This is a genomic window from Psychrobacter sp. CAL346-MNA-CIBAN-0220 (assembly GCF_040309805.1).
GTDB lineage: Bacteria > Pseudomonadota > Gammaproteobacteria > Pseudomonadales > Moraxellaceae > Psychrobacter.
Window position 1 is genome coordinate 666105 of sequence record NZ_JBEOPF010000001.1, and the last position, 12198, is coordinate 678302.

9 protein-coding genes are annotated in these 12198 nt (G+C 44.0%); 4 read left to right on the top strand and 5 right to left on the bottom strand.

Annotated features, from left to right (window positions below):
- Positions 1 to 188: 188 nt before the first annotated feature.
- The 3 genes from AAEY88_RS02555 to glpK all read right to left on the bottom strand — a co-directional run bounded on the left by AAEY88_RS02555 (position 189) and on the right by glpK (position 4040).
- Positions 189 to 1217, bottom strand: coding sequence for an endonuclease/exonuclease/phosphatase family protein (locus AAEY88_RS02555; protein ID WP_350558610.1), 1029 nt, complete (start codon positions 1215 to 1217; stop codon positions 189 to 191).
- A gap of 270 nt (positions 1218 to 1487) precedes the next feature.
- Complete coding sequence (locus AAEY88_RS02560; RefSeq protein WP_350560423.1) at positions 1488 to 1958, bottom strand: hypothetical protein; 471 nt, start codon at positions 1956 to 1958, stop codon at positions 1488 to 1490.
- Positions 1959 to 2462: 504 nt separating this feature from the next.
- Positions 2463 to 4040, bottom strand: a complete 1578-nt coding sequence (gene glpK, locus AAEY88_RS02565; RefSeq protein ID WP_350558613.1) for a glycerol kinase GlpK — start codon at positions 4038 to 4040, stop codon at positions 2463 to 2465.
- 354 nt (positions 4041 to 4394) lie between these two features.
- Here glpK and AAEY88_RS02570 point away from each other — a divergent pair, with 354 nt between their 5' ends.
- The 4 genes from AAEY88_RS02570 (at position 4395) to AAEY88_RS02585 (ending at position 9941) form a co-directional block, all read left to right on the top strand.
- Positions 4395 to 6071, top strand: coding sequence for a TolC family protein (locus AAEY88_RS02570; RefSeq protein ID WP_350558616.1), 1677 nt, complete (start codon positions 4395 to 4397; stop codon positions 6069 to 6071).
- A gap of 121 nt (positions 6072 to 6192) precedes the next feature.
- Positions 6193 to 7431 carry an efflux RND transporter periplasmic adaptor subunit gene (locus tag AAEY88_RS02575; RefSeq protein WP_350558619.1) on the top strand — a complete coding sequence of 413 codons (1239 nt, stop codon included), beginning with the start codon at positions 6193 to 6195 and terminating at the stop codon, positions 7429 to 7431.
- Positions 7432 to 7434: 3 nt separating this feature from the next.
- Positions 7435 to 8742: an ABC transporter permease gene (locus AAEY88_RS02580; protein ID WP_350558621.1), complete on the top strand. Its 1308-nt coding sequence runs from the start codon at positions 7435 to 7437 to the stop codon at positions 8740 to 8742.
- Positions 8742 to 9941, top strand: coding sequence for an ABC transporter permease (locus AAEY88_RS02585; RefSeq protein WP_350558623.1), 1200 nt, complete (start codon positions 8742 to 8744; stop codon positions 9939 to 9941). The genes AAEY88_RS02580 and AAEY88_RS02585 overlap by 1 nt, the downstream gene beginning before the upstream one ends.
- Before the next feature lie 95 nt (positions 9942 to 10036).
- On the opposite strand, the gene sthA is transcribed toward AAEY88_RS02585, so the two are convergent.
- A complete protein-coding gene (gene sthA, locus AAEY88_RS02590; RefSeq protein WP_350558626.1) occupies positions 10037 to 11686 on the bottom strand; it encodes a Si-specific NAD(P)(+) transhydrogenase in 1650 nt (549 codons plus the stop codon).
- A gap of 89 nt (positions 11687 to 11775) precedes the next feature.
- Positions 11776 to 12180 (bottom strand): hypothetical protein, encoded by a 405-nt coding sequence (locus AAEY88_RS02595; protein WP_350558629.1) that lies wholly within the window; start codon positions 12178 to 12180, stop codon positions 11776 to 11778.
- Positions 12181 to 12198: the final 18 nt, after the last annotated feature.

Here is a 12198-nt window from a genome sequence, read left to right on the forward strand (position 1 = left end):
ATAGATATAGTTTTCATTGAATAGCATTTGCACTAAATTAGTACGCTACTGACAGATTTATGGTTAATGTAACCACTGTCATACCCAATGAAGATGCATCATAAGCACTTCTACATTATCAAGCAAGGGCTGGGATGGGTTAAAATAATAAATTAACAATTGATAATTTCAATCATTATATAATGCTATTAACTGTGAAGCTTTATTTTCGCTCGTATAATGCCATGGTCAGTCACTCTATCTGCATAGTCCCACTTTAAATGGTCGTTAAAATAATCTACCCGTTCAACGTGACCAAGCGAAAACTTACTATCCGGTAAGAACTCTTCTGAGACGAATAGCTGATCAATAACCTCTGGCATACCCTGATAAATATGGGTATAAGCCACATCCTTCATCCAGCCATAACGCCCTTGAATACGGGCTGCATCAAACAAGGCCACATCGCGCATACTTTTATCATAATTTACCTCACCGGTCTCAGTCATCAACTGGGTCGTCACGCTACCAGTAACATCATTCATATCACCTAACAGAATTAACGGCTCGCGATTGTGCTGTAAACGCTGAATAATAGACATACGAATTGACGCTGCTTCTGCCGCGCGCATACACAAACTGCGCAGCTTAGCACGAACTCGTATATTGGGATCGTCCATATCTTCTAACAGATTGCCCTCTGAATCTCGTAAAAAATAAGGGCGTTTACTTTTAAGATGAGCGGTAATAATAGTTATGGGTTGCCCAAATGCATTGACGCGTAAGAGCAATGGCGGACGATTAAAACGATGATAAGGGCCAATATCAGGAATATCTATTATGGCTTTATCAGCGATTTCTTCTAGTAAACTACTTTCTAGCTGCTCAAAACGACTGATAATACCAACCGCTGGCGTCTCTTGTGCGCCTTGACCTTGAGTATAGGGGCTAGCGCTATCATTACTTGCCAACGGAATGACCACATGTTCAGCTTTAAACCCTAATGAAATTGCCAATGCTTCGAGTGCGTCGCTGTCCCAAACTTCTTGCACGGCAATGATGTCAGCATGAGCCTTAGCAAGGAGCCCTGTTATACCATTTAATTTATGCTGATAAGCTTCATTGTCATACGCTGGGGCATTATCGTAATAAATGCGACCGGGATTGGCAAAGTTGAGTAAGTTAGCAGTCGCTATATAAAACTGCTTGTGGCCATCGGTATCCGTATGATGAGTCATAAATTACCTATTATTTTTATTTGGTCTTTTGAAGGCTATCTATTATTTTTCATATTGCAAAAAAAAACTTCCAAAGTAAACTCTGGAAGCCTTAAAGTAGCACGAATAACAATGACTCATAGTATAAGCTGTCAATTGTCTACAATTTATCTTATCTTGTTCACAAAGTAGCAAGCTTTTGTATTATTTCTTATTGATTTTACCTGTCTCTTGCTTACTGTATAACTTTATTGAAATGACCATTACTATTATATAACATTTTTTGGCGACTTAACTGACACGGTTCCAAGCATCACGTGACGCTGGACGAGCCTCATCCCATGCCAAGTTTGAATCCCCTTTTACTTCTTCCCATGAGCGTTTTAGATCTGCTTCATGATCATCAAAGTGTGCATCTACAGGATAACGGGCACGGTTGGCATAACCTACCGCATAAGCTGGATGTAAGTCACGGTCAAAATCATAGCTTTCTTTAGAATAACCAGAATTAGCATGTTCAGCACGCCAGTAAGCCTCTTCACGCGTGGGGTCAATTGCTTCTGCTGAAGCATGGCCTGCTCCGCCGCCTACGATAGCACCGATAGCACCGCCAATAAGTGTTCCCAATGGACCTGCCATTGAACCAATAGCTGCGCCCGCTACTGCACCACCAACGCCACCAACAGCAGTACCTACTGGATGTGATCCTGGTTCACCGGTGACCATATCCGCATTCAAATCTTCTTTGGTTTCTTTTGACATGGCTTTTACGTCATGACGGTCAATGTTGTCATGGTTATCTGTCGTTCTGTGATTCACAACATGATCAGAAGTTCCTAATCTGCGGGCATTGTCATCTATTATGCGTTCTCTATCCCCTATTTCAAGATTATTGTCCGTTATTATAGGATCGTCTTCTTTGATGACGCGTTCGTTAGCGATGCGATTGTCATCGTTTAACATACGATCATCATTGTTTATCATGCGTTCATTGTCGTTCATAATATAATCCCTTAATTAGTTATTATAGGTTTAATTAGTAGCTGCTAAAAATTTTCTATAAGATGAGTCGATTTAGCAATTCCCGTTATTACTCTTAAAGTATAAAAAATTACTCTCACTGGCAGATAGACTGGTTATGTAAGCTATGTCCATATCACGATGAGCTTACGTTACAGCATGTATGTTTATGACAGACTTACATGAATAGTTATCGATTAAGGTAATTGTTGAGACTGGTATTAATAGAGCTATTTAAGTAAAAGCTTAAATGTCTATCAGCGCTCTTGCGATAGCGCTTTGCCATTTGGTAAGATGCTGCTGGCGGATATCAGCGGGCATGTTAGGCTCAAAGATACGGTCGACATCCCAAGATGCCTTTATAGTTGATTCATCGTATAGCCCACTTTTAATCCCGGCCAGTAGAGCCACTCCTTTAGCGGTAATTTCTGTGTCTTTCGGACGTAGCACCGGCACCCCCAATAAGTCGGCTTGAAACTGCATTAATAAATCATTGTTAGCCGCACCGCCATCAACGCGCAGTTCGGTAAGCGGATGTGGACTGTCTTTTTGCATGGCAATAAGTACGTCGTAAGTCTGATAGGCAATCGCTTCGAGAGCAGCACGTGCGATATGCGCTTTAGTGGTTCCGCGGCTCATCCCACTAATACTGGCACTGATATCTGAGCGCCAATAAGGGGCGCCCAGACCGGTAAAGGCAGGTAGTAATACCACCGCTTCGCTACTATCCACTTGTAATGCTAACGATTCAATATCGCAGCTTTGTTTAATCATACCTAGATTATCACGCAGCCATTGCACGATTGCGCCAGCCATAAATACACTACCTTCTAATGCATAAGTCACGTTTTTTTTAGGCGCTTGGAGCATACGCTTGCCCGATTGTATAACCTGACCTATGGATAAATTATCGACGCGGCTGGGTATAGTTTTGCGTTGCCAAGCGATAGTAGTCAGCAATTGGTGCTCACTAAGCTTAGGCGTTTGACCGATATTCATAAGCATAAAACAGCCGGTTCCATAGGTGTTTTTGGCCATACCTGCATCAAGACAACCTTGCCCAAATAGCGCGGCTTGCTGATCCCCTAATACCGCATGAATAGGAATTTGTTTGGCGAACAGCCCTTTTTTGGTTTTGCCAAACTCACTGTCAGAAGGCAACACTTTCGGTAGTATTGCCTGGGGAATATCAAAACGAGCACAAAGCTCATTTGACCATGCCAGTTTATGAATATCATATAATAAGGTGCGTGAAGCATTAGTAATATCAATGACGTGCTCACCGCCGGTAAGCTGATAAATTAGCCAACTGTCAATAGTGCCAACCGCTATCTGACCACTGCTCGCGCGCGCCTTAATCTTAGGATAATGCTCAAGTAGCCAAGCAATTTTGCTAGCGCTGAAATAAGGATCCAAACGCAAGCCGGTGATACGCTGCACTTCCTTTGAGATATCGCTGTCTTTATTAGTATCGTTGTCCGCAAGTGCTTGACAATAACTGGCGGTACGCCGATCTTGCCAAATAATCGCTGGCGCCAGTGCTTTCCCTGTTTGCTTATCCCAGATGACGATAGATTCGCGCTGGTTGGTAATAGCAATGCTGGTAACATCAGTTGCCAAGAGCCCCGCTTGATTAATCACATCATGCGCACAACTGATTTGGGTTTGCCAAATTTGGCGTGCATCTTGCTCCACATAACCAGCCTTTGGCGTCTGTAAAGTAGTGGATTTCTGAACAATTTTGATTGGCCGTGCATGGTCGTCGTATAAAATTGCCCGACTCGACGTTGTTCCTTGATCCAAGGCCAAAATATATCCTGCCATCGCCTATTCCTTATTGTAATGTCATTTATTTTTATTAAGTATTGCTTTGATAACCAACCAAATGATTAAAGATATATGTATTTATAGCATGCAAAAATACAGCATCCCCCACTATTATCTAACGATTATTGATCCTAATATAACAAAATGCTTATCTGCGCTGACCGCAAACCTTGTATACTTTTGGGATAAAAATGTGCTGCCTTACTTTTATACTGATATGACAAACATAATCGACCATTTTATTCAACGTAAAACAAGCAATTACTGAGCATTGACCCGTCATGATTGTGGCCCTACAGTGTAGGCTGTGTTATTAGCATCGTCCTTTCTCATTAATGGTTTATCTGAATTATGAAATGTGCTTTATCCTTCTTACCTACTGCTATGCTTGCTACCCTGTCACTGGGGTTCTGCGGTTCTACGCTTGCTAATACGGATACCGCTAGGCAAAGTGATAAGCACCAAAACATGATAACACCGGTCGCAACCACACAAATTTTCGACACTAATGTGAATAACTACGATAAAAATAGTTTAACAGTACGCAAAAACGCACCTGATATTGCGCAAAAAAACAGCCTTAAACTTGATAGTCTTATTGATCCCATCACTCGTAAACGCATTGACAATAGCTATTCGTTAGAAGTTGCCAGCTTTTTGAGTCTTGAGCAAGCGCAGGATATTTTATTACAAGTCTCACCAAAACTAGCAGCCAATCAAGCAGCAATCGCCTCTAGTGAATACCAAACGGCGGCGCTTAAAACCCTTGATAATCCATTCGTATTTGCCCAAGTATCCGCCAACGCCTACACCTTGCAAGAAGATATTGACTTATCAACGCTCAAAAATGAGGTGATTAGCGGTATCAATAATACAGGTGCCGATGCAGGCAGCGGCATTCCTCCTATTCCTGCCTTACCCGCTTTGCCAAACTTCGGTGAATTGGTCGGTGATCGTATTCCAGATTCTTACGCTTTTAAACGCTCCGGTAGTAGAGCAGGTGCAGGGGTTGGTGTGGTTTGGCCGGTATACACGGCTGGACGTAGCACTGCGCTGACCGGAATATCAGATGCACGCACCCAAGAGGCCGTGGCGGACAGTATTTTAGATAAAAACGAGCTGTATAACACCTTGATTGAGCGTTATTTTAAGGCGCAATTGGCGATTATTGCTGCTTATTTACGCGAAGATGCTTATGACACTTTGCAGCAGACTGATCATATGGCACAACGGTTATTTGAAGAAGGCTTTATCGCCCGTATTGACCGTTTGGAGGCGCAATCGGCGCTGGCTGATGCTAAAAGTGAGGCTATTAACGCTAATAATGATGCCCGCCTTGCGATGATTGCCTTGCAGCGCCTGCTACGTACGGATTATCGTATCAAACCCACCACGCCCTTATTTGTTTCCAGCCGTCCACTGACCGATGTGAGCTATTTTCAAGAGCTGGCACTCAATCATCATCCGGGGTTACAAAAAGTCGCTGCCAAACGTGCGCAAGCCCAACAGCTACACGCATTATCTGACACTGGTTATAAGCCGACCGTTATGCTATATGGTTTCAGTCAAATTGACGAAAAACCCAGTTGGGTAGCAGGGGTCTCAGCCAGTTGGAAGCTGTGGGGCGGTCTTGATAAAACCGCATCATTGGCATCCAGTACCGCCAAAATCCGTCAAGCTGATTTATCTGAGATTGAAGTCAGTGACAACCTATTACTGCTGGTGGAAAAGAACTGGCACGATGTCAATAACGCCCAATCGCGTTATCAGGCGCTGCAAAGCAATGTCGACTTGGCCGCAGAAGTATTACGCTTGCGCCGTTTGGGTCTACAAGAAGGCGTGAATACCACCGTTGAAATAGTGCAATCACAAACCCAATATCTCAAAGCGCGCACCGAACAAGCCCAAGCGGCGAACAGTTATGTGCAAGCGCTTGCAGCCTTAATGCAAAGTTGCGGTACGCCATTGGCCTTTAATGCTTATCTCAATGCCGCTGATATTAGACTACCAACTTTATATAGTGAGTAGCCTGACCTCTAGCTATAACTAAAAAACAGAATAGCTAATATTAAAATGTGTCGTTACCTTATAAAAATAAACCCTTTATTTTGATTATCACTGACTTTACTGCTTTAGGAATCTCATTGTCATGCATGAACCCTCAGACGACTCACGCGAATCAGACGCACCGCACAGTGAGAATGCAGCTAATAACAATCCGCCTAATGACCCTATCGCTCATAGCAGTGTTCCTAATAACAGTGCCCCGACTGACTCTAGCACTGACCTTGAGCCAGAGGAAGGTACTTCTACCTATAACCACAACAAATCGAAAAGCGACAGGTCAACGGTCATCAAAAAATCCATTCTTGCGCTTCTTATTGTCATAGTACTTGGCGTCATCGCTTATGGTTTATTCAAGAGTAATGAGTACAGTGAGCCGGAAGTAATTACGTTGCAAGGGCAGATGCAAATGCAGCAAACCTCTATCGCGGCAAAAGTTCCGGGGCGTATTGCCACTATTTTGGTTACTGAAGGCAATATGGTGACTAAAGGTCAGCAGCTCATTGAAATGGACTCGCCAGAGATTAATGCTAAAATTAATCAAGCACGCGCTGGCAAACAAATAGCTCAAAGCCAACTGGATAAAGCCGAAAATGGTGCTCGCCCGCAAGAAATTGACCAAGCAAAAGCAGCTTGGCAAGCTCATAAAGCCGCCTCAGATTTGGCAGCCAATACTTATGAGCGTATCAATCGCCTTTATGAAGAAGGTTTAATGGCACGGCAAAAACGTGACGAGGCCTACGCTCAGTATCTGGCTACCCAAGACCAAACCGAAGCAGCGCGCCTGCAATACGAAATAGCCAAAGAAGGCACGCGCAGTGAAGACAAGTCGGCAGCGAGCGCGCAAGTAGCGCAAGTGGATGCCAAGCTAGAGGAAGCGTTGATTGCCAAAGAAGAAGCCAATCTCAAAAGTCCGATTGCTGGCATTGTCGATAACGTCATCGTGAGCGCAGGCGAAGTCATCGGTCAAGGCGTACCGCTACTCACTTTGGTGGATACCAACAATCAATGGGTTGTATTAAACGTCACCGAAACGTACCTAAATCAGTTTGCCATTGGTCAGCAGTTTACCGGTACTATTCCTGCCCTATCGATGCCTGAGCGTCCTTATACTAAGCAATTTACAGTATATGCGACCTCGACATTATCGGACTTTGCCACGTGGCGACCGACCAATAATGATGATGGCTTTGATGTACGTACCTTTGAAGTGAAGGCGCATCCAACCGCGCCAGATGCACGTATCCGTTCAGGAATGAGTGTCATCGTGCGTATCAATCCGCAAGCGCCTCAGTCAAAAACCAACAATCAGACCCCAGAGTAAGCCATGCGCCTGATTAAGGCTTTTTCACGCAGTGCCGCCTATGAGCGTCGCTTTTTAGCCAAAAACCAATGGGATTTGGCGATGGTAGTGTGGATACCACTGGCGACGGTGCTGCTGATTTGGTGGATTTTTTCGCAAACCCAAATTACCGATTTACCCGTTGGCGTCATTGACCAAGACCATAGTCCTGTTGCCAATACACTGGTGCGTTATTTGGAAGCCAGCCCTGATATTACCGTTGCAAATCTCTACCACTCGTCAGCTGATGCTGAAGCAGCTATTTTACAGCGCGATATTTATGCGGTGGTTATTATCCCTGAGGACTTTTCACGTAATATCTTATCTAGCAAACCAGCGCCCATTATGCTGCAAGTCAACGCCCAATACGGCACTCATTCTGGCATTATCCAAAAAAGTGTACAAGCTGTCGTTGGTACATTATCCGCAGGTGTTGAGATTCAGCGCTTGGTCAAGCAAGGCATGGCACCCTCACAAGCGGCCATCGCCTACTCGCCTATTAGCATTCAACGTATCAGCCTGTTTAATGCCGCCACCAACTATCAGCAATTTTTGGCATCGACCGTTATTCCCGCATTACTGCATATTTTGGCAATGGTGATTGGCGCAACCACTATCGGCCGCGAGTTACGCGATAAGCAACTTGGGCGTTGGTATCGTTTTATTGATACGGGCAAACCTGACTTAATGTTATTAAATAATAAAGAATGGCAACACGATAAATTAGAAAAAAATCAGAACCCACTTATCAAAAATAATAAGCCAAAAAATCAATTAAAAGCGCCTCAGAATGTCAGTATTTTAGTATTGCTATCGGGTCTAGCCGGCAAATACTTTTGGCCGACGCTGGCTTATAGTCTGTGGTCAGCATTGGCGCTATGGCTAGCCACTTATCAGCAAGATATTGCCCTTGCCTCTTGGATAGCCACTTATATCGGGCTAGTGATACTGATGAAACTGTCCTTTTGGCTGGGCGCCATTTTTACTTTAGGGTCATTTTCGCTACGTAGTGGCTTATCGGCGACTGGCTTTATCTCCGCGCCTTCTTATGCATTTGCTGGCGTCACCTTCCCTTATATCGCTATCAGTGACAGCGCCAAGCACTGGTCAAATGCACTACCCTTAACCCATTATCTCAAGCTACATATTGCCCAATTACAGATGCAAGCACCAGTCGCCATATCCTTACCGATTGTTTATGGGCTCGCGCTAGCAACCGTCATTACCATGAGCCTTACCGCTTTATTAACCAAACGCGCACTGGCGCATCCTGAACGCTGGGGAGCACGCTAATGTCGCCACTACCGCAAACCAAGCTAGCAAAATCTACCCCGCAAAATCTACCAGCAACCCAAACATTTTGGGCAAGCTTTTTGCAAACGTTAAAAGATATTTTTGCCGATAAAGGCGTGATTTTAATGTTGATTATCGCACCAGTTATTTATGGTTTCTTTTATCCATGGCCGTACTCATCCGAAGTGGTCAATCATGTGCCCGTTGGTATTATTGATAATGACAATAGCAATTTATCGCGCACCATTGCTCGTTATGCCAGTGCCAGTCCGCAACTGGATACGCAGCGTTTTATCAATGCACAAGCCGCTAAAGAAGCGATGTGGTCAGACCAAATTGCTGGTTATATGATTATCCCCAGTGGACTTGAGCAACAAGTATTGTCAGGTAAAGCGGCGCATGTCAGTGTGTTAGGCAATGGTGGCTATTTTATTTTAAATAAAAACGTTCAGTTGGGATTCTTGCAAGCCATCAGTACCGTATCGGCAGGTATTGAAGTCAAAAAGAATATCGCGCAAGGGGCTTATTCACCAACGGCAATAAAAAATACGCAAGCGATGCCCCTACAAATTATTCCTTTATACAATCAAACCGAAGGCTACGGCGCTTACGTGGTGCCTGCCGTATCTATTCTTATCTTACAACAGACCTTATTAATGGCAACTGCCATGCTGATAGGTACTTGGTATGAGCAACGCCGCCATGCAACCAGCGTACGTGGTTGGTTAGGACGAATTATGGCGCTGAGTATGCTAAGTTTTATTATTGGCTGCTTTTATTATGGCTGGGCATTTGAGCTCCATCACTATCCGCGTGGACAAAATATGCTGGGCAGCTTACTGTTCTTACTATTATTTTGTCCAACAGTAGCAACCCTTGGCTGTGTGTTGGGGCTTTGGTTTCGACAGCGCGAGCGGGGTTTGCAACTTTTAATCTTCAGCTCATTACCGATATTTTTCTTGAGTGGTTATCCTTGGCCGGCAAACCAACTGCCTGAAGTACTACAACTGGTACGCTGGCTTGTGCCTACTACTCCGGCTATTAATACGTCTGTGCAGCTCAATCAAATGGGCGCAAGCGTAGCGCAAGTCGCAACCGGATTTTATGCGCTTGCAGGTCTATGGCTGCTTTATTTTCTCTTACTGATGCTGTTGCGTTGGCGTACACGGCCCATAGCAAAAAATGCAGCCGTTGAATAGAAAGATAACAATATTTTTAGGTAAAAAATTAAGCAAAAAAAACGCCTGCATAGGGAGCAGACGCTTTTGTTATCAAAATATTTTTTTATTAAAGATTAGAACACGCGGTTAAGACCGTTCAGTGCCGCGACCCGATAGGCTTCTGCCATGGTCGGATAGTTAAAGGTAGTATTCACAAAATACTCAAGTGTATTGCAACACTTCATCACTGCCTGCCCAATATGAATAATCTCTGAAGCATGGTTACCATAACAATGAATACCTAAGATCTCTAAGGTCTCACGATGGAATAATATTTTTAATACCCCAGAACGTTCACCGATAATTTGAGCACGTGCCAAATCTTTAAAGAATGCTTGGCCTACTTCATAAGGTACTTTCTCATCCGTCAGTTCTTGCTCGGTTTTACCGATACATGAAATCTCAGGGATGGTATAAATGCCTGTTGGTACGCTAGAGACCGGTTCTGCATCACTATCACCAACCATAAAGGCCGCTGCACAGCGCCCTTGATCATAAGCAGCAGAAGCCAGCGATGGCCAGCCGATAACATCACCAGCAGCATAGATATTTTCGACTTCCGTACGGTAAGTATCATCTACTTTGAGCTGGCCACGACTATTAGATTTGAGACCAACGGCTTCTAAATTGAGTCCTTCAGTGTTGCCTGAGCGACCATTTGACCACAAAATAGCATCGGACTTGATTTTCTTGCCACTTTTTAGATGCAAAATAACATGGTCAGCATGAGTTTCTAGATGATCGATTTCTTCATTGCTGCGAATCAGTACCCCAAATTGTCTAAAATCATGGGCGATGGCATCACTGATTTCGCTATCAAGATAGCTGAGCAGTTGGTCTTTGTTATTGATCAAATCAACTTTATAGCCAAGACCCGTAAAGATAGACGCATATTCACAACCAACCACACCGGCACCATAAATGATGATTTTTTTGATTACATAATCCATTTGTAGGATTTTATCAGAATCAAAGACGCGTGGATGGTCAAAGTCTAACGTATCAGGACGATACGGACGGCTGCCAACAGTGATAATTGCTTTATTAAAGGTAATGGTTTCAAAGACGTTTTCGTCAGTTTCAACCCGCAATGTATGCGCGTCCGCAAAGCTTGCCCAGCCATGAATGACTTCAATCTGATTGCGTTCATAAAAACGGGTATGGGTACTGACCTGACGACGAATGACTTGGCGTGCTTTGGCCAGTACAATATTTAGCGGTACTTGATGGTAGTCCATCGCTTTGGTGAACATCGGATCACGGCGAAAGTTAATCAAGTTAAATACTGATTGGCGTAGCGCTTTACTAGGAATCGTCCCGACATGAGTACAGTTACCGCCTACTTGCTCACGCGGATCAACGACTGCGACTTTTTTGCCGGATTTGGCAAATTTCATGGCGGCAGCTTCACCAGCAGGACCGGCACCTAGTACGACCACATCATATTCAAACTCGTGTTTATCCCCTTTTATACGCTTTGAATCTTTGTTAAATCCAGACTTAATGTCGATGCGCGTATCATCTAGCGGATTAACTAGATCAGGGTGATGCATAATATCGTCAGTCACTTGCTCGTGTGTTTGTTCGATTTGTTCTTTCTTATCTGCCTCTTTGGTCTGTTCAGGGACTGTCACTGGCGCACTGCCACTGTCTTTATTAGAAACTTCAGTATGGGTGTCTTCACCAGTATCATTGGTGGTATCATTTTTACGTTTACTTCCCATGTGATCCTCTTGATTTATTTATTTATTAGATAATTTATGAATGAGTCGATGCTAAATACGCTACTATTGAGTTAGCATTTAGCCTGTCATTAGGGTGTGCCTACCATACGTTGTGATAGGGTTTTTTGCAACGTCCAGTGTCCAGTCGGGCTCTGCTTGCCTTCGTCGATTTGGGGGCGTGCGCTAATCATATACTCGGTTCCAAGACTTGGCTTAAAGTCATCAATCCAGTCATAAGGGATTTGAAATACGGAACCGTCTTTGCTTGATTTAGCCAGTAAACACTGCATAGGTAGCGCTGATTCGCAGGCCACACGCGTTGGCATAATGGTTAAGGTTTGCGCTTCACCCAACACAATGGTTGGGATATAACGCGGTTCAGGTACAGGCTCGCGAGCAAAAGGTGAGGTCTGACAGGCACTAAGCAAAGTCGCACTGCATAACAGACTTACCAATAATAAGGGAGATTTGAACAGTTTATGGGTTAAACTCATAGCACTCTCTATAGGGTA

Bases quoted from the DNA above. Each gene is read 5' to 3' on its own strand.
- sthA (WP_350558626.1), bottom strand. From the start codon at position 11,686: ATGGGAAGTAAACGTAAAAATGATACCACCAATGATACTGGTGAAGAC.
- AAEY88_RS02560 (WP_350560423.1), bottom strand. From the start codon at position 1,958: ATGTCAAAAGAAACCAAAGAAGATTTGAATGCGGATATGGTCACCGGT.
- glpK (WP_350558613.1), bottom strand. From the start codon at position 4,040: ATGGCAGGATATATTTTGGCCTTGGATCAAGGAACAACGTCGAGTCGG.
- AAEY88_RS02595 (WP_350558629.1), bottom strand. From the start codon at position 12,180: ATGAGTTTAACCCATAAACTGTTCAAATCTCCCTTATTATTGGTAAGT.
- AAEY88_RS02585 (WP_350558623.1), top strand. From the start codon at position 8,742: ATGTCGCCACTACCGCAAACCAAGCTAGCAAAATCTACCCCGCAAAAT.
- AAEY88_RS02555 (WP_350558610.1), bottom strand. From the start codon at position 1,217: ATGACTCATCATACGGATACCGATGGCCACAAGCAGTTTTATATAGCG.
- AAEY88_RS02570 (WP_350558616.1), top strand. From the start codon at position 4,395: ATGAAATGTGCTTTATCCTTCTTACCTACTGCTATGCTTGCTACCCTG.
- AAEY88_RS02575 (WP_350558619.1), top strand. From the start codon at position 6,193: ATGCATGAACCCTCAGACGACTCACGCGAATCAGACGCACCGCACAGT.
- AAEY88_RS02580 (WP_350558621.1), top strand. From the start codon at position 7,435: ATGCGCCTGATTAAGGCTTTTTCACGCAGTGCCGCCTATGAGCGTCGC.